General features: G+C 65.5%; 19 protein-coding genes and 3 pseudogenes. 14 read left to right on the top strand and 8 right to left on the bottom strand.

All coding sequences use genetic code 11. The features are described 5' to 3' along the window. Positions 1-6 precede the first annotated feature (6 nt). Positions 7-552, top strand: a complete 546-nt coding sequence (locus tag ACZ66S_RS02100) for a response regulator (protein ID WP_469899005.1) — start codon at positions 7-9, stop codon at positions 550-552. An 80-nt stretch (positions 553-632) separates the two neighbouring features. Here ACZ66S_RS02100 and ACZ66S_RS02105 read toward each other — a convergent pair whose 3' ends face one another. Together ACZ66S_RS02105 and lepA are read right to left on the bottom strand one after the other, a co-directional pair. Then, positions 633-2,507, bottom strand: a complete 1,875-nt coding sequence (locus tag ACZ66S_RS02105; RefSeq protein WP_469899006.1) for an AMP-dependent synthetase/ligase — start codon at positions 2,505-2,507, stop codon at positions 633-635. Positions 2,508-2,742: 235 nt separating this feature from the next. After that, positions 2,743-4,611, bottom strand: coding sequence for a translation elongation factor 4 (lepA, locus tag ACZ66S_RS02110; protein ID WP_469899007.1), 1,869 nt, complete (start codon positions 4,609-4,611; stop codon positions 2,743-2,745). Between the two features lie 252 nt (positions 4,612-4,863). Between lepA and rpsT the strand changes: the two genes are divergently transcribed. Next, the gene (gene rpsT, locus ACZ66S_RS02115; protein ID WP_037716979.1) at positions 4,864-5,124 is read left to right on the top strand and encodes a 30S ribosomal protein S20; all 261 of its coding nucleotides are present in this window, start codon (positions 4,864-4,866) and stop codon (positions 5,122-5,124) included. 259 nt (positions 5,125-5,383) lie between these two features. Here rpsT and ACZ66S_RS02120 read toward each other — a convergent pair whose 3' ends face one another. The 5 genes and pseudogenes from ACZ66S_RS02120 to ACZ66S_RS02140 form a co-directional block, all read right to left on the bottom strand. Then, on the bottom strand, positions 5,384-5,782 hold the full coding sequence (locus tag ACZ66S_RS02120) for a nuclear transport factor 2 family protein (protein ID WP_469899008.1): 399 nt from the start codon (positions 5,780-5,782) through the stop codon (positions 5,384-5,386). A 92-nt stretch (positions 5,783-5,874) separates the two neighbouring features. Beyond that, positions 5,875-6,864 (bottom strand): DNA polymerase III subunit delta, encoded by a 990-nt coding sequence (gene holA, locus ACZ66S_RS02125; RefSeq protein ID WP_469899009.1) that lies wholly within the window; start codon positions 6,862-6,864, stop codon positions 5,875-5,877. A 128-nt stretch (positions 6,865-6,992) separates the two neighbouring features. Continuing rightward, entirely contained in the window at positions 6,993-7,238 is a 246-nt protein-coding gene (locus ACZ66S_RS02130) for a hypothetical protein (RefSeq protein WP_469899010.1), read from the bottom strand. A gap of 108 nt (positions 7,239-7,346) precedes the next feature. Continuing rightward, complete coding sequence (locus tag ACZ66S_RS02135) at positions 7,347-8,201, bottom strand: arylamine N-acetyltransferase family protein (protein ID WP_469899011.1); 855 nt, start codon at positions 8,199-8,201, stop codon at positions 7,347-7,349. Next, positions 8,182-8,988 (bottom strand): annotated as a pseudogene (locus ACZ66S_RS02140) (ComEC/Rec2 family competence protein); the annotation flags it as partial. The gene ACZ66S_RS02135 and the pseudogene ACZ66S_RS02140, both read right to left, overlap by 20 nt. Before the next feature lie 217 nt (positions 8,989-9,205). Here ACZ66S_RS02140 and ACZ66S_RS02145 point away from each other — a divergent pair. The 5 genes from ACZ66S_RS02145 (at position 9,206) to ACZ66S_RS02165 (ending at position 13,679) form a co-directional block, all read left to right on the top strand. Next, a complete protein-coding gene (locus tag ACZ66S_RS02145; RefSeq protein WP_469899012.1) occupies positions 9,206-9,361 on the top strand; it encodes a hypothetical protein in 156 nt (51 codons plus the stop codon). Positions 9,362-9,546: 185 nt separating this feature from the next. Then, positions 9,547-10,278, top strand: a complete 732-nt coding sequence (locus ACZ66S_RS02150) for a sigma-70 family RNA polymerase sigma factor (RefSeq protein WP_469899013.1) — start codon at positions 9,547-9,549, stop codon at positions 10,276-10,278. A 272-nt stretch (positions 10,279-10,550) separates the two neighbouring features. Then, the gene (locus ACZ66S_RS02155) at positions 10,551-10,904 is read left to right on the top strand and encodes a hypothetical protein (protein ID WP_469899014.1); all 354 of its coding nucleotides are present in this window, start codon (positions 10,551-10,553) and stop codon (positions 10,902-10,904) included. 224 nt (positions 10,905-11,128) lie between these two features. Further along, entirely contained in the window at positions 11,129-12,472 is a 1,344-nt protein-coding gene (locus tag ACZ66S_RS02160; protein ID WP_469899015.1) for a hypothetical protein, read from the top strand. Further along, positions 12,438-13,679: a hypothetical protein gene (locus ACZ66S_RS02165; protein WP_469899017.1), complete on the top strand. Its 1,242-nt coding sequence runs from the start codon at positions 12,438-12,440 to the stop codon at positions 13,677-13,679. Before ACZ66S_RS02160 ends, ACZ66S_RS02165 begins: the two co-directional genes overlap by 35 nt. Before the next feature lie 24 nt (positions 13,680-13,703). Here the strand turns inward: ACZ66S_RS02165 and ACZ66S_RS02170 are convergent, their stop codons facing one another. Further along, positions 13,704-14,030: a helix-turn-helix domain-containing protein gene (locus ACZ66S_RS02170; protein ID WP_469899018.1), complete on the bottom strand. Its 327-nt coding sequence runs from the start codon at positions 14,028-14,030 to the stop codon at positions 13,704-13,706. Between the two features lie 32 nt (positions 14,031-14,062). On the opposite strand from ACZ66S_RS02170, the gene ACZ66S_RS02175 reads away from it, so the two are divergent. From ACZ66S_RS02175 to ACZ66S_RS02205, 7 genes and pseudogenes are all read left to right on the top strand, one after another. Then, positions 14,063-15,193 carry a site-specific DNA-methyltransferase gene (locus tag ACZ66S_RS02175; RefSeq protein WP_469899019.1) on the top strand — a complete coding sequence of 377 codons (1,131 nt, stop codon included), beginning with the start codon at positions 14,063-14,065 and terminating at the stop codon, positions 15,191-15,193. A 122-nt stretch (positions 15,194-15,315) separates the two neighbouring features. Continuing rightward, positions 15,316-16,440, top strand: coding sequence for a hypothetical protein (locus tag ACZ66S_RS02180; protein WP_469899021.1), 1,125 nt, complete (start codon positions 15,316-15,318; stop codon positions 16,438-16,440). A 44-nt stretch (positions 16,441-16,484) separates the two neighbouring features. Continuing rightward, the gene (locus ACZ66S_RS02185) at positions 16,485-18,701 is read left to right on the top strand and encodes an ATP-binding protein (protein WP_469899022.1); all 2,217 of its coding nucleotides are present in this window, start codon (positions 16,485-16,487) and stop codon (positions 18,699-18,701) included. Between the two features lie 29 nt (positions 18,702-18,730). Then, entirely contained in the window at positions 18,731-19,063 is a 333-nt protein-coding gene (locus tag ACZ66S_RS02190; protein WP_469899023.1) for a winged helix-turn-helix transcriptional regulator, read from the top strand. A 175-nt stretch (positions 19,064-19,238) separates the two neighbouring features. Beyond that, positions 19,239-19,722: pseudogene (locus ACZ66S_RS02195) on the top strand (transposase family protein); the annotation flags it as partial. A gap of 166 nt (positions 19,723-19,888) precedes the next feature. Continuing rightward, positions 19,889-20,256 (top strand): annotated as a pseudogene (locus tag ACZ66S_RS02200) (transposase); the annotation flags it as partial. 260 nt (positions 20,257-20,516) lie between these two features. Further along, on the top strand, positions 20,517-20,903 hold the full coding sequence (locus ACZ66S_RS02205) for an effector-associated constant component EACC1 (RefSeq protein ID WP_469899024.1): 387 nt from the start codon (positions 20,517-20,519) through the stop codon (positions 20,901-20,903). Positions 20,904-20,913: the final 10 nt, after the last annotated feature.

The following is a 20,913-nucleotide window of genomic DNA, read 5'->3' on the forward strand; positions in this document are numbered from 1 at the left end:
AGTCACATGAACGCTGAGGCGAGGACCGACGAGAGTGCCGGCATCCTCCTGGTCGACGACATGGAGGACAACCTGATCGCACTGGAGGCGGTCCTGGGGTCCCTCAACGAACCGCTGATCCGCGCCCGTTCGGGCGAGGAGGCGATGAAGGCCCTGCTCCGCCGCCGCTTCGCGCTGGTGCTCCTGGACGTCCGCATGCCCGGCATGGACGGCTTCGAGACGGCGGCCAACATCAAACGCCTGGACCAGACGAAGGACGTCCCGATCATCTTCCTGACGGGCACGGACGACGACTCGGGCTACGCCTTCCGCGGCTACGCGACGGGCGCGGCGGACTATCTGACGAAGCCGTTCGACCCGTGGGTGCTACGCGCGAAGGTGAGCGTGTTCCTGGAACTGCACAGGAAGAACCAGCAGTTGGAGCGCCTGCTGGCACGACAACGTGCTGACTACAAGGAGGTCGGCAGGCAACTGGCAGCGCTGGAGGACGAGTTGACGGAGTCCCAGCGCATCCGGGTGAAGGAACTCCGGCACCTCCTGGAGAAGCGGTGAGTTTGTTCTTTTAAGGGGCGCGGGGAACTGTGCGACCAGCCACAACGCACCGCCGGCCGCACACGCCCCCCAGCCACCCCCTACGCCTCCCGAGACCCCGCGTACATCTCCTCGATCAGCGCCTTGTACTCCCGCTCCACAACCGGCCGCTTCAACTTCAGGCTCGGCGTGATCTCACCGTGCTCCACGTCGAGATCCCGCGGCAGCAACCGGAACTTCTTGATCGTCTGCCACCGCTGAAGCCCCTCGTTGAGCTGCTTCACGTACCCCTCCACCATGGACACGGTGGCGGGCGCGGCGACGACCTCCGCGTACGACTTCCCTTCGAGGCCGTTCTCCTTGGCCCAGTCCAGGATCGAGACCTCGTCCAGCGCGATCAGCGCCGTGCAGAAGTTGCGGTCGGCGCCGTGCACCAGGATGTTCGACACGTACGGGCACACCGCCTTGAACTGCCCCTCGACCTCGGCGGGCGCGATGTACTTGCCGCCCGAGGTCTTGATCAGGTCCTTCTTGCGGTCGGTGATCCGCAGGTAGCCGTCGGGCGAGAGCTCACCGATGTCACCGGTGTGGAACCACCCGTCGGCCTCCAGGACCTCGGCGGTCTTCTCGGGCAGCCCGTGGTAGCCCTCCATGATCCCGGGGCCCCGCAGCAGGATCTCCCCGTCGTCCGCGATACGGACCTCCGTGCCGGGCAGCGGCTTGCCGACCGTGCCCGTGCGGTACGCCTCGCCGGGGTTCACGAAGGAGGCCGCGGAGGACTCGGTCAGGCCGTAGCCCTCCAGGATGTGGATGCCGGCGCCGGCGAAGAAGTAGCCGATCTCGGGCGCGAGCGCGGCGGAGCCGGAGACACAGGCCCGCAGGTTCCCGCCGAACGCCTCCCGGATCTTCGCGAAGACCAGCGTGTCGGCCACCTTGTGCTTGGCACTCAGGCCGAAGGGCGCGGAGGCGACCCCGGTGCGCCGGAAGTTGTCCTGGGTGGCCTTGGCGTACTCGCGGCCCACCTCGGCGGCCCACTGGAAGATCTTGTACTTGGCGCCGCCGCCCGCCCGGGCCTTCGCCGCGACCCCGTTGTAGACCTTCTCGAAGATGCGCGGGACGGCCGCCATGTACGTCGGCTGCACGACCGGCAGATTCTCGATGATCTTGTCGACGCGGCCGTCGACGGCGGTGACGTGGCCGACCTCGATCTGCCCGGAGGTGAGCACCTTGCCGAAGACGTGCGCCAGCGGCAGCCACAGGTACTGCACGTCGTCGGGGCCGACCAGCCCGGTCGCGGCGATCGCCTTCGCCATGTACGCCCAGTTGTCGTGCGGCAGCCGTACGCCCTTGGGACGGCCGGTGGTGCCGGAGGTGTAGATGAGCGTCGCGAGCTGGTCCCGGGTGATCGCGCCGACCCGCTCCCTGATCAGCTCGGGGTCCTTCTCCAGGCGGGCGGCGCCACGCGCCTCCAGCTCGGCGAGGGTGAGCACGAAGTCGCTGGTCTCGACGCCGGCCGGGTCGATCACCACGACGTTCGTCAGCTCGGGCAGCTCACCGCGCTTCTCGACCGCCTTGGCGAGCTGGGCCGCATCCTCCGCGATCAGCACCCGGCTCTCGGAGTCGGAGAGGATGAACGCCGACTCGTCGGCGTTGGTCTGCGGATAGACCGTGGTCGTGGCGGCACCGGCGCACATGATGCCGAGGTCCGCGAGGATCCAGTCCAGTCGGGTCGAGGAGGCGAGGGCGACCCGCTGCTCGGGCTGCACCCCCAGCTCGATCAGCCCGGCCGCGATGGCGTGCACCCGCTCCGCGGCCTGCGCCCAGCTCAGCGACTTCCACTCGTCCGGTCCCTGCCCGGAGGCAGCCGGTACCGGGTAGCGGTACGCCTCGGCGTCCGGTGTGCTCGCAACGCGCTCCAGGAAGAGGGTCGCCACACTCGGCGGGCGGTTCTCGATCAGTGTCTGTGTGTCGCTCACGACATCCTCCGGGCCCGCGACAGTGCGGCTGGCTCTCAGGTTTGCGGCTGTTGTTTAACTCGCGAGTAACTATCGAGCAGAGATCAGAGTAAAGCGCGACCGACCCGTTCGTAAGGGGCGGCGGCCTGTCACTTCCTACAGAGCGCGACGTTACGCACGCGTAGGGGCCCGTCGCACTTTCGCACGACGAGCCCCATTCCATCCGATTCAACAGGTAACCGGCTGTAACCCGCGGTTACTTCTTGCCCTTGCCCGATCCCGCGCTGTCATCGCTGGAGAGCACCGCGATGAAGGCCTCCTGCGGAACCTCCACGGAACCCACCATCTTCATCCGCTTCTTGCCTTCCTTCTGCTTCTCGAGCAGCTTCCGCTTACGGGAGATGTCACCGCCGTAGCACTTGGCGAGGACGTCCTTGCGGATGGCGCGGATGGTCTCGCGGGCGATGACCCGGGAGCCGATGGCGGCCTGGATGGGCACCTCGAAGGCCTGGCGCGGGATGAGCTCGCGCAGCTTGGCGACGAGCCGCACACCGTAGGCGTAGGCCGCGTCCTTGTGGGTGATCGCGGAGAAGGCGTCCACCTTGTCGCCGTGCAGCAGGATGTCCACCTTGACCAGGGAGGACGTCTGCTCGCCGGTGGGCTCGTAGTCCAGCGAGGCGTACCCGCGCGTCTTCGACTTCAACTGGTCGAAGAAGTCGAAGACGATCTCCGCGAGCGGCAGCGTGTAGCGGATCTCGACCCGGTCCTCGGACAGGTAGTCCATGCCGAGCAGGGTGCCGCGCCGGGTCTGGCACAGCTCCATGATCGAGCCGATGAACTCGGTCGGGGCGAGGATCGTGGCGCGTACGACGGGCTCGTACACCTCGTTGATCTTGCCCTCGGGGAACTCGCTCGGGTTGGTGACGATGTGCTCGGTGCCGTCCTCCATCACGACCCGGTAGACCACGTTCGGCGCGGTCGCGATCAGGTCGAGCCCGAACTCGCGCTCCAGGCGCTCGCGGATCACGTCGAGGTGGAGCAGGCCGAGGAAGCCGACGCGGAAACCGAAGCCGAGCGCGGCGGAGGTCTCCGGCTCGTAGACGAGCGCGGCGTCGTTGAGCTGGAGCTTGTCGAGGGCCTCGCGCAGCTCGGGGTAGTCGGAGCCGTCCAGCGGATACAGGCCCGAGAAGACCATCGGCTTCGGGTCCTTGTACCCGCCGAGCGCCTCCGTGGCCCCCTTCTGCTGGCTGGTGACGGTGTCACCGACCTTCGACTGGCGGACGTCCTTCACACCGGTGATGAGGTAGCCCACCTCACCGACGCCGAGGCCGTCGGCGCTCAGCATCTCGGGCGAGTTGGTGCCGATCTCCAGCAGCTCGTGGGTGGCGCCGGTCGACATCATCTTGATGCGCTCGCGCTTGTTGAGCTGGCCGTCGATCACACGCACGTACGTCACGACACCGCGGTAGGAGTCGTAGACCGAGTCAAAGATCATCGCGCGGGCGGGGGCGTCGGCGACCCCGACCGGGGCCGGGACCTCCTTGACGACCCGGTCGAGGAGCGCGTCGACGCCGAGCCCGGTCTTGGCGGAGACCTTGAGGACGTCGGACGGGTCGCAGCCGACGAGGTTCGCGAGCTCCTCGGCGAACTTCTCGGGCTGCGCGGCCGGCAGGTCGATCTTGTTCAGCACCGGGATGATCGTGAGGTCGTTCTCCATCGCCAGGTACAGGTTGGCGAGAGTCTGGGCCTCGATGCCCTGGGCGGCGTCCACGAGGAGGACGGTGCCCTCGCACGCGGCGAGCGACCGCGAGACCTCGTAGGTGAAGTCGACGTGCCCCGGGGTGTCGATCATGTTGAGGATGTGCGTGTTGCTCTTGTCGCCGGTGGGTGCCCACGGCAGACGCACCGCCTGCGACTTGATCGTGATTCCGCGCTCACGCTCGATGTCCATGCGGTCGAGGTACTGAGCACGCATCTGGCGCTGCTCGACCACGCCGGTGAGCTGGAGCATCCGGTCGGCGAGCGTGGACTTGCCGTGGTCGATGTGCGCGATGATGCAGAAGTTGCGGATCAGAGCCGGGTCGGTACGGCTCGGCTCGGGCACGTGGCTGGGGATCGCGGGCACGCAGGGTCCTGATTCTTGAGGCGTCCGCAGTGTCTGCGGTCTCGGGTCGGATCGATACGTAGCCTCCATGGTCCCACGGGCGGGGACCGGCGACCGGTTTGGGCCACTCGCGGGGCCGCTGGTAGCCTGGGTGGCTGTGTCTCATGCCCTCTCAGCGCGAGGCACACCTTCAAGAAATCACCCGGTGCGGACCGGGGACCTCCCTATCCGGAATTCCCCTGGCCCCGTGCCTGAACCTGTAGAGGCTCATTCGTGGCGAACATCAAGTCCCAGATCAAGCGGATCAAGACCAACGAGAAGGCCCGGCTGCGCAACAAGGCCGTCAAGTCCTCCCTGAAGACCGCGATCCGCAAGGCCCGCGAGGCCGCTGCCGCGGGTGACGCCGAGAAGGCCACCGAGTACCAGCGCGCTGCTGCGCGTGCGCTCGACAAGGCCGTCTCCAAGGGCGTCATCCACAAGAACCAGGCCGCCAACAAGAAGTCGGCGCTTGCTTCGAAGGTCGCGGGCCTCTAAGCCTGACTTTCTCTGATCTGACCGGTCCCGGGTCACGGGGCCGAACCGCCGGAAGGACCCAGAGCGGGCCCTCTCTCATCCGCTCCCGACCGGCACCCAGGAGCCACGCGCGGCCTGCGTTCGCCACGCGGGCGTGACTCCGACCAGCTTGGAACCGAGGACCCCGGAACCCTTGCCCTTCCCCAGGGCGGGGGTCCGGGGTCCTCGTCTTGCTGCTTCAGTCGGCGGGTCTTCGTCCTGATGCTTCAGCCGGCGGGTCTCAGTCCGCCCAGAACTCGTTGCTCTTGTCGATGTCCTCGACGCACTCGTCGAGATCGGTGACCTTGTCCCCCACGATCCGGAAGACGATGCATCCGGTGTCGTCCAGGCGACGGCCCTTGCGCTCGGCGGTGACCCGGCACATCCCGACGGCGTGCCCCCGCCCGTCGACGGCGATCCCCAGCATCTCGAGCCGCATCGACCCCTGGGTCTCCTGGCCGAGCCGCTGGTACATGTCGATGATCGCGTCCTGCCCCTTGAAGTCCCCGGAGAGCGGGTGACTACCGGGTATGTGATGCGTCGCGTCCTTCGCGATCAGTTCCCGCAGCGTGTCGAGATCCCCGTGGGTGAACGCCTCGAACCCCTTGCGGACGAGCACTGCGTGCGGATGCTCAGCCATGACGACCGCCACCTCTCCGTTGTCCGGCGATGTTCGGCTGACGTGTCCGATTCTCCTCGGGGCCCCGGGCAGGGTCCAGCCAGACGGCGCTCCTAGCTCCGCCCCCGGGACCGGGCCGCCCGGGCGATCGCCACCACGGCCTTCTCCAGGGCGTACTCGGGATCGTCCCCGCCGCCCTTCACCCCCGCGTCCGCCTCGGCCACCGCCCGCAACGCGAAGGCGACCCCGTCCGGCGTCCATCCCCGCATCTGCTGGCGCACCCGATCGATCTTCCACGGCGGCATCCCCAGCTCACGGGCCAGATCAGCGGGCCGCCCGCCCCGAGCCGACGACAGCTTCCCGATCGCCCGCACGCCCTGCGCCAGCGCGCTGGTGATCATCACCGGCGCGACCCCCGTCGCCAGCGACCACCGCAACGCCTCCAAGGCCTCCGCGGCCCGCCCCTCCACGGCCCGGTCCGCGACGGTGAAGCTGGAGGCCTCGGCCCGCCCGGTGTAGTACCGCCCCACGACGGCCTCGTCGATCGTCCCCTCGACGTCGGCGACCAACTGGGACACGGCCGACGCCAGCTCCCGCAGATCGCTCCCGATCGCGTCGACCAGCGCCTGGCACGCCTCGGGCGTGGCGGACCGCCCGGTCGCCCGGAACTCCTGCCGCACGAACGCCAGCCGGTCCGCCGGCTTGGTCATCTTCGGGCAGGCGACCTCTCGCGCCCCCGCCTTCCGGGCGGCGTCGAGCAGCGCCTTGCCCTTCGCTCCCCCCGCGTGCAGCAGCACCAGGGTGATCTCCTCGGCAGGCGCCCCGAGATACCCCTTCACGTCCTTGACGGTGTCGGCGGACAGGTCCTGCGCGTTGCGCACGACCACGACCTTGCGCTCCGCGAACAACGACGGGCTGGTCAGCTCCGCGAGCGTCCCCGGCTGCAACTGGTCCGAGGTCAGGTCCCGCACGTCCGTGTCCGCGTCAGCGGCCCGAGCGGCGGCGACCACCTCCTGCACGGCCCGGTCGAGCAGCAATTCCTCCTGTCCCACGGCAAGGGTCACGGAGGCGAGGAGGTCGTCATGAGCAGTCTTCTTGGCCATCGCGTACAGCATGGCACGGGGCACTGACAGCGTCGTGACCACGGGCGCCGACGAGACTGGTCACGCGGTCCCGCCGTCCCTCCCTCCGCCCTCGCCGGTCGTCGGTCGTCGGTCGTCCGCGAGGAGCGTCACGGCTCCTCGCGCCACCCGTCCCACTCCGCCACGAACTCCTCCAGCTCCCCGGCGTCCAACCGCCCCGCCTCGTCCCGCAGCACCACCAGCCACTGCGCGTCCTCGGCGTCGTCCTCCCCCGCCAGCGCGTCCCGCACGAGCTGCGGCTCCTCGTTCACCCCGAACCGCTCCGAGAGCGCCTCGACGACCTCCTCCGCGGCATCCCGATCAGGCAGCACCAGTACGTGTCTCACATCGCTCACGGCACCATTTTCCCGTCCGGACACTCCGTGCCGCGCACGGTGCCCCCTCCCCGCACCGGACCCCGACTCGGGACCTGGCCCGGACCCCGCCCCGCACTCCGGACCGGATCAGCCGTTACGGCCGCCGTCTCGTACCGTCGGCACCCGGTCGAGCTCGACACCGAACCTCTCCCGGTACACCCCCAGCACCTCCTCGTCCGTGTCCAACTCCCGTTCCTCCCGCGCCCCGTCGGCGGCCGTCGTCTTGAGGACCCGTCCGCTGAGCGTGATCCGCCCGCCGTCCTCCGTCACCCTCGAACACACCAGGGACTGGGTGAAGTGCGAGGCCGGCGAGGTGCTGTGCCACCAGGCCCCAGCCGCGAAGTCACCGAGCACCCGGGGCCGCACCTCCAGCCGGTACTGACTCCTGCCGCCCACGACGACGTCCAGGTCCACGGCGTCACCCCCTCCCTTCGTCACCGAACCGTCCCCGCCCCGCACCCCCGCCGCGTCGGGCCCCGCCTCCACGATCCGGAAGGCGCCCCCGGGATCCTCCTGCTCGCCCCGGGCCCCGAAGGCCAGCGGATAGTGGCTGTGCGCCCCGAACCCGACATCGGCCAGCCACTCGCCCCCGTCCACCGAACGCACCCGCAGCGCGAGATGGTCGTACGGGATCCCGAGCCGCCCCTCCTCCCCGTACACCCGGCCCGCGAGCAGCGTGACGTCGAAGCCGAGCGCGGCCAGCAACGCCCCGAACGCCCCGTTCAGCTCGTAACAGAACCCTCCCCTGCGGGCCCCCACCACCTTCTCCACCAGCCGCTCCTCCTCCAGCACGATCTCCTCGCCGAGGTGGACCGACAGGTTCTCGAAGGGCACGGTCTGCAGATGGCGCAGATGCAGCTCGCGCAGGACCTCCACGGTGGGCCACGCCGGATGCTGGACTCCCAGCCGGCGGAGATACGCGTCAACCTGTGTGGGCTTCATGCCCCCAGTCTCGCGCCACCCACAGATCCCCACCGCCCCTGCCCCCGCCGCTTCCGTCTCCGCCCTCGCCGCCCGTCCCGGCGACCGCCAGTGCCCCGTCCCGGTCCGTCCGCAGCACGACCGCGCCCCCGGCCCGCAGCGCGGCGACCGTGGCCGGTGCCGGGTGGCCGTACGTGTTGTCGGCACCGACGGAGATGAGCGCGAGCCGCGGGGCGGCCCGGCGTATCAGCTCCGGATCCTGGTACGCCGAACCGTGGTGAGCGACCTTCAGCACGTCCACCCCGGCCAGCCGCGCACCCGCCGGCGATCTCAACAGCTCCTGCTGGGCGGGCGGTTCGAGATCCCCGAGCAGGAGGAAGCGCAGCCCGGCGGTGCGGACGAGCATCGTGACGCTGGCGTCGTTGGGCCCGTCCGTCGCGACCGCCGCCGGATCCGCCGGCGGCCACAGCACCTCCCAGGTCAGGGCCCCCGTACGCCGTTCCTCCCCGGCCACGGCACGCGTCACCGGAATGCGCCGGGCAGCGGCCTCCCGCCGTACCGACTCGGCCTGGTCGACCGGCTCCTCCAGTCCCGTCGTCTCGATCGCCCCCACCGACCGCCCCCGCAACACCCCGGCCAGCCCCGCCACATGGTCGGCGTGGAAGTGGGTCAGCACCACGAGCGGCACCCTGGTGATGCCGAGTGTGCGCAGACAGCCGTCCACGAGTCCGGGATCGGGGCCGGCGTCCACGACCACACCCGCTCCCTCACCCGCCGCCAGCACCATCGCGTCCCCCTGGCCCACGTCTTCCCTGTCAAGTTCAGCGTGTTGATGAGAACCAGCTGACGGACGTGTCGGCAATGGAATCGGTGCCCGACAGGAGCCGGGGGACAACTGCTGCCCGTTTCCCCCCGATCGACAGACACCAGCGACTCACACCTACAAGAGAGCAGTTGGGGAGCCGCGAAGCGTGAGCAAACCTCCTCCCGCTCTCGTTAAAGACCATCTGAGACGTGGAGTCCGAATGAGCAAGAAGCGCAAGGTCGCGATCATCCTTCTGGTCGCACTGGTGTTCGTGGTTGTGACTCTCGTCGCGCTCGGCAACCCGGCACTGGGGGTCGCCATCAGCGCAGGCGTCGCGGTGGCAACGCTCGCTTGGAAGATGTTGAACTCCAAGTAGTGACCTGATCGCCCAGGGAGGCCTTCAGCCGCTCGTCGGGCTGAAGGCCTCCCTGCTGTCGCCGGCCGACCGCCACACGACACACGCCCTCCAAAAAAAGTTTCTGAGAATCCCCCGCATCTGGCTCATGGCGCCCGACTCCCCCTGTAACAGGGCCACCGCCGCACAGAGAAGAGCCAAAACCAATGACAGGACCCAGCGAGCGCGGGATGGGTGACACGTCGCCCCCCAAGGGAGTCGCTCTGCCGGTCACGGAGACCTCCGGATCTGAGGACGCGAGTTCGGAAGCGTCTACCGACGGGAATCCGGAGGCATCGTCCGGCAAGGCGATCATCCCGGCCCAGGCGACCCCCTCCGAGGCCGACGAGCCCGCGGATGCGGACGTGGCCTTGCAGGTGCCCACCCGCGAGGAGGTGAGTGCTGAGCTCGCGGAGACACACGTCCCCCTGGGGCGACGTATCGCCAGCGATGGATACGACGAACACGACGTCCATGAGCTCAGGGTGGAGACCCAGGTCAAGTACTTCAAGGCCAGGATGAAGGGGGTGCCCCTCCGGCACGGCAGGCCATGGCCGTTCCTGATCCACTGCTACAAGTGGATCCGCCTGGACTTCCACAAGAAGAACCCCCAGAACCATGAGCGCCCGGGGGACGTCGAGAGCCTGGACCTACTTGACCCTGCTCCGTGCGCCATGGACCAGGTCGCTCTCAAGGAGGCCATCGAGTCCTTCCTTGAGCGCCACCTCCCCGATGCGCGTGAGCGACAGGTATGGCTCATGACTCATCGCGATCACATGGGGCGCACCGAGATCGCCAACAACCTGCGCATCGATCGGGGCACTGTCTCGGCTCGACTGGCCCGGGCCGAGGAGCGACTGCGGTCCCTACCGCCGGACGAGCTCAACCACCTCCTCTGAGACGGGCCGCCTCCCTTGGCCACGGAGCTCCTAGGCCCTGAACTCCGTGGCCCTTAGAGGGGGCCCGCCTCCAGAGACTCGCAGAGGCTTGGAAACCTCTGCAGCGTCACCGTCGAAGATGCCGGTGGCGATCGGAAAGGAAAATGACAAGGGAAAGGATGGCGAACGTGGCATCTAATGCTCACGACGCCCTCATCGAGCTGCTGCGCGAGCCCGCTCGCGCGAACGGCGCCGAGGGACAGCCGCCCACTACAAGTCAGTGGGCTACGTACATGGACAGCATTGCAGCGCGGGCTGAGGCCGACACCGACGATGACAGCGACATCTACCTGTACGACGAAAACGCAGCTGACGACGAAGACGACCCGGCGCCAGCTGCCCTCCCGCGCGCGGGCGGATCCCACCGGATCGCAGTCCTAGTGGGCGGCCTGTTCTTCGCGGCCTTCGCGATCACGGGGATCTTGGTGACTGACATCTCCTCGTCCGGCATGGTCGTCTCGACTGCCGGTGTGGGTTTCATCGCTGTCTTCGCGGCAGCACTCCTCATGTGGGCGCGCCTGACTGGACATCGCAGGCGAGCACGTGACGGGGCCACTCACCACCGGCCATGGCTGCTACAGCGGTGACCGGTGACGTCCTGAAATAGCTGTTCTGCGCGGGCATTGCGCTGAGCGGCGACCAACTACAGGTCCCGGCCCGGATGTTCTGGGCCGGGACTTTTGGATGGATGGGGCTCACCTCTAGGAAGCTCGTCCGCCTGGCCTCATCGACGGGGCTCCAGAAGTAACCAAGCGCAACAGGTCATGGGTTTATGATGACAAGTCACATTGGTGATCTAGGGACAGGTGCCATGGTGGGGACTGGCCAGGACGGTTCCGACGCCGCCGAGCGTCGACTTGGAAGAGCCGTCATTTTTCTTCTGCAGCAGGCGCCGATGGTGACGAACAACGTCGTCCGGGCCGATATTGCAACACTGCTTCGTGCCGGTCAGGCCATGGATTTCGCATCGCGCCTTCACGGATTCAGCAACGTATCCAATCCTGATCTAATTCGGCAATTTGCCAGGCAGGCCGGAATTGCCGACATGGATCTGGTCCCGCAGATCCTCCCGGTCCTCAAACAAGCAGACGTTATCGACTACTCACTGGCCTCCGACGGCACCATTGCACATGTCGAAGAGTTCATCGGAGTTTCGGGAACCGTTATCCAGCAGGCATTCAAGGTCTTGGGGAAACTGGGTCCTTCCGAGAACGAGCTTGCGCTCCTTCATAGCATCGAGATCGCTTCTTGGGCCCCACTCACCAAGACCCAGCATCTTGATCAGATCGTCAAGCGAGGGATCAGTGACGGCGCGGCCGCGAAGGGACTGGGCTATTCTCTCGCAACTTCGGTTAATCGCCGGGTCTTTTCCAGCGATCTGAACGAAGATGTCATCTTCAACCCGAATGTCTGGGGAACCGGACAGGTCCAGATCGCATCCTTCCTCCAGACCCTCCCTCCGAACGAACGGGATGCCCTGCTCGCCATCTGCGAGAAAGCAACCGCCCGCCCTGGCTCCACTCTGGATGTCATGGGGGGCAACCCGGCCATCATTCGGAGTGCCCGCAAGGTCGGCCTGATCCAGGCCGCAACTGTGAAATCAAATGCCCACGGTCAGCCTCTGTCACAGACCTATGTCTTCTCCCCACTGGTTCAAACCTCGGATGATCAGTCGACGACGACAGAGGCGCTGCACCTGCGCAAGCTGTTCCTCGCTCATATCCTCTTCGGGCAGGAAAAGGCCCAAGCCGGCTTGGGTAGGATCAGCGATCCAGTCGTCCTCGTCTCAAGGCTTCTGAACTCCGGATCCGTCGGTCCGGCCACCAATATCGGGACGGACTACCATCTGCTGGAGTCCGCTGGAGTCGTACGAGTCGAGCAGCTTCCCAATGGAAGAGCCTTCCTGAAATTGATCAAGGAGGAAATCGTTCGGGATGGCCTCGACTGGCTTGAGGCAAGCGTCGGGAATATTCCCGGCGGCGGATCTTCTTCACTGAAGATGGGAAACATCCCCGGCTCGTTCATGACACCGGAAGAAGACCGGTCCATGATGCCCGACGACGCAGCCAGCGATGAGATCACGACAGCCGCAATTCTCGAACTGAGGAAGGAAGCCCAGCGTGCAGTCAGGCACGAGAGCCCGTTCGGGCGGTAGAGGGAGTCCCACCCCGAAGTCACCTCCACTCGGTGAACAGCTAGAAGCCCGGGTTGCTCAACTCTGGTTCTGGGAAGGGTTCTATGCCCGATATGGCGTCAACCTCCAGCGCTACTTCCAAGAACCGATCCTTGTCACAGATCTGGATCTCTTCGCATTCGACTTCAGCCCCCACCTCTCCCTGATCAAACACATCGGTGAAGTAAAATCCGGGACCGGCAAGAGCACGGAAAAGCCGCTGGATAGGCTCGTATGGCTCCGTGGGCTGTGTGAACTCGTCGGTGCCGATGGGGCGGAACTAACGATGGCCAAAGGCATCACCAGCCGCATCCGCGACCTGGGCCGAAGCCTGGACGTCTCGGCCCAGAGCGTCCAGGATTTCGAGCGCAGGGAAGCCAACGCCGTTGGCGAGATGGCAGATCTCGGCTCCCATGGCGTAGGCGCACTGCGTCTGGAAAAAGAGGTCCGGGAAACCTGTAAGAGTGTGGCTGACCTGGAGCGAGCGTTCTGGTTCCTGCGCGGCGAAGTCCTCTTTCTTGACCATTTCCTGGCGATCAAGCAATTGATCGATCTACTCCAAGGAATCAGCAAGTACTGGACCCCTCGGCTCCACGACGCAGAGGCTCGGGCAGTCAGGTGGCTGGCATCGGAAGCCGTCAGTATCCTCACCCTGAAGTTGGTTGCGGCCTCGTCGACGGCCGTCACGCTCAACAGAAGCGACTGGGACGCTCTCGTTTCGGAAAGGCTCGCAGAGGGCGCCGTCCCGATGCACCAGATGCGGAAGATCTCAGACTCGGTCGATAAATTCGTCGCCGGTATCCTGTCCGCAGCGAAAGTTGCCGCTGAGATTCGCACCGAGGCGATCGGCGCTTTCCTTCCCGAGCCTCCCGATTATGCAGCTTCCCTGGCGGAACTCTGCTGGAGATTGAAAAGTGATGCGCCAGTCGCGCGTGTTCTTCCTCGCCAAATGGACATCTTCATCTTTGAGCGGCTGACGCATCAAAGGTATATCGATGCCTCGGTTGTTGGACGTCTCGGTCTGCAACGGGATGGTTTTGGACGCTCTCGGCGCCTGATCTCTGCCTTCCTCCGAGGGTGCGGGGCCAGTTTTGATGAACTGGATCAGGCGCTGGTGGGACATGCTATGCCTGGGGGCGGAGTCACCGTCGAGATTCACACGGTCGAGGCAGACCCATCAGGGGCGTGATGGTGGTCGGGGTGATTGGAGATTTCAGGCGCCAGGAGGTAGATCAGCCGGTCTGGAGGAGTCGGCGCTAGGGTCACTCGGCGAATGAAGATCACTGTGGGTGGGGCGACGGATGCCGGCGTACAGCTCGTCGAGGGACAGCCCTAGCTCTACGGCCAGGGCGGCGACGGTGAAAAATTCCGGCGTAAACGTGCGGCCCTTTTCAATGCTGCGTACGGTCTCGACGGAGATCCCCGCACTGCGGGCGACAGCCTCGGCTGAGCGTCCGGAGGTGCGACGGGCCTGCGTAAGGCGGGAGGCGAGCTCCTGCCCGCGGCGTTGGGCGGCTGGATCAAGCCTCCTTCGCGTCATGGGGTGTAACTATACCTGTATAGTTACACCCCATGACGGTGACCGCAGCGGCCCCTTCCCCCAGTCGGCCTGAAGATGTGCTCCGGCTGAACGCCGTCTGCCCGTACTACACGATGTTTCCGCTGGACTTCCCTCTCGAGCAGCTTGCCGCACGTCCCCATGCCACTCGTGTACTGGACCCGTTCTGCGGGCGGGGAACGACCCTGTATGCCGCACGTCTGGCCGGGCTGCCATCGGTAGGCATCGACATCAACCCAGTGGCCGCAGCCATCGCCGAGGCCAAACTCGTCCAGGTCACACCCGGTGCTGTGGTTCGTCTCGCACGGCAGATCCTCGACGGCAGTACGCGAGACAAGATGCCCGAGGGCGAGTTCTGGCAGTGGTGCTTCGAACGCGAGACGCTTCGCGAGCTGGTGGCGCTGCGTGAGGCCCTACTGGGGATGACCACGCCAACAGCTGCCATGCTGCGGGCGGTCCTGCTGGGCATCTTGCACGGCCCGCGTAACAAGAACCTTCCGTCGTATCTGTCGAACCAGATGCCGCGCACGTACGCCTCCAAGCCGGCATACGCGGTGAAGTTCTGGAAGAAGCGTGACATGGAGCCGGTGCGTGTTCCGGCTCTGGAGGTCATAGAGCGACGAGCCAAGCGGCTACTGAACGCGGCCCCACTCGCTCGGGGTGGCCGGGTCTACCTCGGCGACTCCGTCGAGACTCTCAGCGGCCTGCGGCAGAAGTTCGACCTGGTTGTTACCTCGCCCCCGTACTACGGCATGCGTACCTATGTGGCCGACCAGTGGTTGCGCTCATGGTTCCTTGGAGGTCCCCCCGAGGTTCCCTACGGGACGCACGGCCAGATCGCCCGCCAGCCGAACCAGGAAGCCTTCATCCAGGCCCTGGCCGAGGTGTGGGCCGCAACCGCCAGCCGCTGTCATCAGGGCGCCCGTCTTGCGATCCGCTTTGGTGCTCTGCCCTCGGCCCGCACCGACCCGGAGCAAATGCTGCTGGCCTCCGTGAGAGAGGCGAAGGCCGGGTGGGTTGTCAAGGAAGTCCGGCCCGCCGGCACACCCCGGAAGGGCAACCGGCAGGCCGATCAGTTCGGCAAGGCGGGCTCCGCCATCGACGAAATTGACCTCATCACTGAGCTGACCGGACTGTCCCGCTGATCGGGTAACCCGGTTACTTCCCACAACTCCGTGACGGATTGTCAGCACCCCATGTCATGCTGTGTAGACCAGGCGAGTGAATCCCTCGCCCGTGGCAGCACACGCGCGGTGTGGGGAGATGCATGTTCGACGCGGACCAGATCAAGCAGCTCAAGCAGTTGATCGGCGATCAAGTCGAAGCCGGCCGTGCAGAGCTGGACAAGCTGGTCGAGCAGGCCCAGGCCATCCGCTCCCAGGTCAAGGTGATCAGGCCGCGGTCAGCGACATCGGTGGCGCTGATGGCATCCGACGGCGGCAACAACAAGGTCGCCTTCAACCCCTTCTACCTTCAGGTCGTCCGCGTCGTGGACTCCAACGGCAAGGAGCTGTGCATGGAGGTGGTCTCCCCGATCGCTGACATCAACGGCCTGAGCTCCCGTCAGTTCAACGAAGACGGCAGTCCGCGCACTGCGCTGGGCAGGATGATGCACGGGCTGGGCGTCGAAAGACTCCAGGACCTGTCGCCGATGATGTCCGGCAAGTCACCCAGTTGGGTGCAAGTTTTCCGGGACCTCTGCGAGTGGGCGACGCTGTACGACCTGATCTGTCACCGTGACTATGCCGTCGACACCCTGATCGTCCGTGACGGCCTGCTGCGCAGCAAGATCTTCCAGGGCGAGCTGTTCGTGAAGATGGGCGAGCAGATCTACGAGGCCATCGAGCGGATCTGGCGCCAGGACCGTCGCAAAGTGTGGCTGGTCGGACTGGCCAAGAAGACCCAAGTCCTGGAGTACTACCGGTTGGCGATCTCGCTGTCGAGTGTCTTCGACAACGGCTCTGCGTGCTTCGCCAAGGTTCCCGCCGAGATGCTGGAGAAGGCATACCTGTGGGACGAATACACCCGTGATGTCAGGGACGACTCTTCGGGTGAGAAGCCAAAGTTCAACATCGGCTCCATGTACTTCGTGCGATTCGGCCCGTACTCCGGCGACCCCATCTGGACGGTGGACATCATGTCTCGTCAGGATAGGGAAGCCCAGGCAATCTTCGGCTATCTGCAGGCCGATGCGGTGGCAGGCTTCCCCATTCCGCTCTACCCCAACTGCATCCAGCAAGCCGATAGTTACTCCCGCGTCGCCGACCTGGATATGGACATCATTGAAGACCAGCTCGTCGACGCAGTTCGCGACCAGGTCGGTGATGACAAGGCCCACATCATCGATGCCCTGCGGTTGGCCTCCGATGTGGCTGCTAACCGCTACGAATAGCACTCCTCACTGTCCGCACCGCATCCTGTGGAGCAACAACCGTCATGAGCCTGTTCGAGCGTGACAAAGTCGTCGGCACCTTCCGCGGTTTCTCCGAGGGTGGCATGGAGTTCCACGCCGACCTCGTGCTACCGCACCATGACGGCTTCCAGACCATGGCCATGCACGGCCAGTTCGTCCTCGTGCAGCTCGAGCACGAACGGGAGGCTATCCTCGGGCGGATCACCACCATCGCCTCCCAGGGCCGCCTGGTGTCTCCCATCGGTGAGGACTACGCCACTCGCGCGGTGCGCGACCAGCGACCCATTCCCGATGAGCTGCGCGAACGCTACTTGAAGTACAAGGTCGATATCCGCATCCTCGGCGTCCTACGTGCGGAGGGCGACAAGCACATCTTCGTCCCAAGCCACCGGCGCCTACCGCATGTCGGTGCCCAGGTGGCGCTCTTGGGTGACGACCTTCTTGCCGAGGTCGTCAACGCGAAGGACACCGACGATGGCGCGGTGCCCATCGGCTACCTCGCTTTCGGTGAATTCGTCTACGCCGGAACCGACAAGCGCGTCGGTGACACCTCCTGGATGCAGCTCCAGGAGCCCACGATCATGCCGACCTTCCAGATTGACAAGCTTGTGGCTCGCCGCAGCTTCGTCTTCGCCCGCGCTGGCTTCGGTAAATCGAATCTGGTCAAGCTGCTCTTCTCCGCCCTGTACAAAGGCCAGCCCACTGTCCCGCGCCGTTCCGGCGAAGCCCCCGTCGGAACGATCGTCTTCGACCCAGACGGCGAGTACTTCTGGCCCGACTTCAAGGGCCGGCCTGCCCTTTGCGATGTACCGCACCTGCGCGACAAGCTGGTCGTCTTCACCAACCGCAAGGGCCCCAGCGAGTTCTACCAGTCCTTCGTCGTCAACGGCGTCAAGCTGAACATCAAGGAACTGCAGGCATCGCGCGTGCTGGGTATCGCGTTGCCACCGGAGAAGCAGGACCAGCAGAACGTTGTCAAGCTGAAGTCTCTCGATGGCCCCAGGTGGAACCGGCTTGTGGACTTGATCCACCGGGACAAGTACGGCGCTGACCGCTCACAGGTCCAGGAAATTCTGAACCTCGATGCCGGCCAGGAGGCTGAGACGAACGCTGCGGTCAGTAATATGACCCGTGTCGTCAACGCATTGCACGACCCGGACAGCCAGCTCCTGAGCAGCCTGAAGGACTGCCTTTCCCAGGGCAAGCTCTGTGTGGTGGACATCTCGCAGATGCGCGGCTCCCAGGGACTCCAACTCGCCGGCGTGATCCTCGGTGACATCTTCGAGCACAACCAGAACCAGTTCACCGAGGCCGACCCGAAGTCCATCCCCACCATCGCTGTCATCGAAGAGGCGCAGTCCGTACTCGGTGGCTCCAGCCAAAGGGAAGACGGCCCCTTCATCTCGTGGGTGAAGGAAGGCCGCAAATACGATCTCGGCGCCCTGTTGATCACCCAGCAACCAGGCAGCCTGCCGCAGGAACTCCTCAGCCAGGGTGACAACTTCTTCGTCTTCCACCTGCTCTCCCAAGGTGACCTGATGTCCCTGAAGAAAGCCAACGCCCACTTCTCCGAAGACCTGCTGGCCACCCTGCTCAACGAGCCGCTCGTCGGCAACGGCATTTACTGGTCCAGCGCCCCCGGCACCGACCGCCACGCCCGCCCCTACCCCATCTCCGTGCGCGTCCTCAGCTTCGAGGACTCCTACAAGATGGCTGACCCCGACTACTCCCTCCCAGCCCCTGACAACTTCGCCACCCAGTCCCGGGTCGTCGTCGAGGAACGACGCACTGAAGCCCGGGCGGCTTCCGCCAGCCTCGCGGCTAACAATCCCCAAGGTGTCGCCGCCCTGCCTGACGGGGAAGACGTCTCGGTGGACGACAGTGCGATCGCGATCGTCCACCTGCGGGACAACAAGCCCGAGTTCCACAAGCTGATCAACAGCAGCCGCGGTATCAAGTGGGGACACATCGCCCACATGCTGGGCGAGAGAGCGCCCGAGTACGCCAAGCGCTCCGACGCCACCTTCGACTGGGGCCTGAACCTGGTCAAACAGGCACTCGACGAGCTGTATCCGGGGAAATGGACCACCGAGACCCGCGAGGACGACAGGAACCCGGGCAAATTCCCCAGGTACGTCATGCTCAAGGAGCACGCCTCAGGGAAGAAGCCGGAAACTGGCGGAAACATGAGCGGCGCGTTGTTCGACGCTGTACAAACCGAAGAGACGCCTCCCTTCTAGGCCTGTGCCGCCGTCAGGGAAGGAGTGCTATGACAGCTGGCAGCCGCGGTTCCGCGTTGACTCAGGCTGAGAGCGACCTCCTTGAGACCCTCTCGCCCCGCTGGACGATACACATCCTGCTGATCCTTAATACCTCTGACGGTGCATGGCGATTCCGTGAGATCCAGGAAACCGTCTCCGGGATCTCCAGCCGCGTGCTCTCAGGCCGTCTCGCCGGGCTGGAGAGCGGCGGCCTGGTGTCCCGAATCGTCACTGCAACCCGACCAGTCACCATCACCTACCGGCTCACCACCCAAGGGCGTCGAGTCGCTGGAGCCCTTTCTTGTCTACGCGAGGTAGCCAAGGACCGCCTGGACGGGTGATGTACCCACACCTGGCCTGGTCCCGCATGTGGACGCTCGGAAGATGAAGAGCAAAGCCGCCGGTGTGCCAGGGCTCCGCGTCGAATTCTCCGGGTAACTTCCCTTTCATGGACGCAGGAGACTGGATCGCACTAAAGGGTGTTGCATAAGGCTATGACCTGGGCATCCCCGTTGTATGGGCGGGGTTTTACGTGCTGAGCGGGTGTGGGTGGAGACGTTCACGGGACTGCGGTTGACGCAGTTCTCGGGTCTGTTGAAGGTGGTGCGGGAGCGGGGTGGCAATGGCACGCTCCGAGGCCGGCCGTGGTCACCGCCGTTGGCCGAGCGGGTGCTGATCGTTGCCGTGTACTACTGGACGAAACCTGACGATGCGGCAACTGGGGCCAGTGTTCGGCGTCTCTTCCTCCACCGTGTGCCAGGTCATCCAGCGGCTCGGTCCACTGCTGACGGTTGACCCCGTCTCCCGCCCCACCAATGCGGCGGAGAGGTTGTGGATCGTGGACGGCACCCTGGTCCCGGTCCGTGACCGGACTGTCGGTTCCTCGTCACGCAACTGCGGGATGGTCGTGCCGCACCGCAAACGACCCCATCGCCCCTTGCTGCCGGGCGAAGAAGAGGACAACGCCGCCCACCGGAAGGTGCGTGGGAGATCTGTTCACGCGCGATGTCGCCCGGTAGATGCCGGATAGGTCGGGGCCCCACCCCTCGCGACGGGTTGATCAGTCCGGCACCACGTTCGCCGCGGTCACATTCTCGATCACGCGGCCGAGTTTGGTCTTGGCCCGGGTCAGGTCCTGGATGCGTGCGGCGATGCGGTCGCGTTGACAGGCTGCCGCAGACCACCCCGGCCTGCGCAAGGCCTGGGTCGACGGTGGCTACCGCAAGCACTTCGTCGAGCACGCAGCGACCCTCGGCATCGACCTCGAAATCGTCCAACGCGCCCCTGGAAGCAGGGGATTACCCCGATCCCGAAACGGTGGGCGGTGGGCGGTGGGCGGTGGGCGGTGGAGCGGACCTACGGCTGGCTCATGCTGCACCGCGGCCTGGCCCGCGACTACGAAACCCATCCCCACCGTTCCGAAGCCATGATCCACCTTGCGATGACCGACCTGATGGCTCGCCGTCTCACCGGAGAGAACACCATCTCCTGTCGAGACCCGACGCCAGCACATCAAAGCGGCATACAGGGATGAAACAACAGGATGAAACGACCGCTCAAGCTAGCGGGCCGCACGGGACGCGCACGCCATTGCCACCAGGCATGAGTCACGCGACATGCATGTCGGGGTGATCAAGGGAGCGATGTGTGTGCGCCTTCCGCCTCATTGAGATAGAGGGCACCTGTCTACGTCATGTGGCGGGCCTCTAGACCGGGAGGGCAGATCGGCATGCATAACTCCCGGGTCGGGCACGATGATGCTGCGCATCGGTATCGAGTCTGGGGGAGTTCTTAGTGATCGTGCTGGTATCAACATCTGACGCTGAAGCGGCTGACGAACTGCGTGTCTTGCGGGACGAATTTCTTGATGATGCGGACTGGCGCGGAAGAGTCGAGTTGATGGAGAACCCGCCGGAGCCAGGGACGCTTGGCCCAGTGGCGGAGGCGCTGCAGCTGGTGCTGGACCCCGCGAACGTGGCTGCTCTACTGGGCACGGTGGTGGCGTGGCTGCGTTATCGGACGAGCGATGTGAAGCTGACGGTGCGGCGCACTGACAAGCAGACCGAGATCACCCTGTCGAGCGTGCGCGTGAAGCAGTTGGACACGCCCGCTCTGGCTGCGGAGATCGACAAACTCACGGAACGCCTCAATGTCGGAGACCGAGACGACAGCGAAAGCTGAGGGCTTTACG

Source organism: Streptomyces sp. NPDC107471 (assembly GCF_055582845.1).

Excerpts from the sequence above, each read along its gene's own strand:
- ACZ66S_RS02100 (WP_469899005.1), top strand. The coding sequence starts at position 7 with ATGAACGCTGAGGCGAGGACCGACGAGAGTGCCGGCATCCTCCTGGTC.
- ACZ66S_RS02120 (WP_469899008.1), bottom strand. The coding sequence starts at position 5,782 with ATGGCTGAGCATCCGCACGCAGTGCTCGTCCGCAAGGGGTTCGAGGCG.
- holA (WP_469899009.1), bottom strand. The coding sequence starts at position 6,864 with ATGGCCAAGAAGACTGCTCATGACGACCTCCTCGCCTCCGTGACCCTT.
- ACZ66S_RS02135 (WP_469899011.1), bottom strand. The coding sequence starts at position 8,201 with ATGAAGCCCACACAGGTTGACGCGTATCTCCGCCGGCTGGGAGTCCAG.
- ACZ66S_RS02145 (WP_469899012.1), top strand. The coding sequence starts at position 9,206 with ATGAGCAAGAAGCGCAAGGTCGCGATCATCCTTCTGGTCGCACTGGTG.
- ACZ66S_RS02150 (WP_469899013.1), top strand. The coding sequence starts at position 9,547 with ATGACAGGACCCAGCGAGCGCGGGATGGGTGACACGTCGCCCCCCAAG.
- ACZ66S_RS02155 (WP_469899014.1), top strand. The coding sequence starts at position 10,551 with ATGGACAGCATTGCAGCGCGGGCTGAGGCCGACACCGACGATGACAGC.
- ACZ66S_RS02160 (WP_469899015.1), top strand. The coding sequence starts at position 11,129 with ATGGTGGGGACTGGCCAGGACGGTTCCGACGCCGCCGAGCGTCGACTT.
- ACZ66S_RS02170 (WP_469899018.1), bottom strand. The coding sequence starts at position 14,030 with ATGACGCGAAGGAGGCTTGATCCAGCCGCCCAACGCCGCGGGCAGGAG.
- ACZ66S_RS02175 (WP_469899019.1), top strand. The coding sequence starts at position 14,063 with ATGACGGTGACCGCAGCGGCCCCTTCCCCCAGTCGGCCTGAAGATGTG.
- ACZ66S_RS02180 (WP_469899021.1), top strand. The coding sequence starts at position 15,316 with ATGTTCGACGCGGACCAGATCAAGCAGCTCAAGCAGTTGATCGGCGAT.
- ACZ66S_RS02185 (WP_469899022.1), top strand. The coding sequence starts at position 16,485 with ATGAGCCTGTTCGAGCGTGACAAAGTCGTCGGCACCTTCCGCGGTTTC.
- ACZ66S_RS02190 (WP_469899023.1), top strand. The coding sequence starts at position 18,731 with ATGACAGCTGGCAGCCGCGGTTCCGCGTTGACTCAGGCTGAGAGCGAC.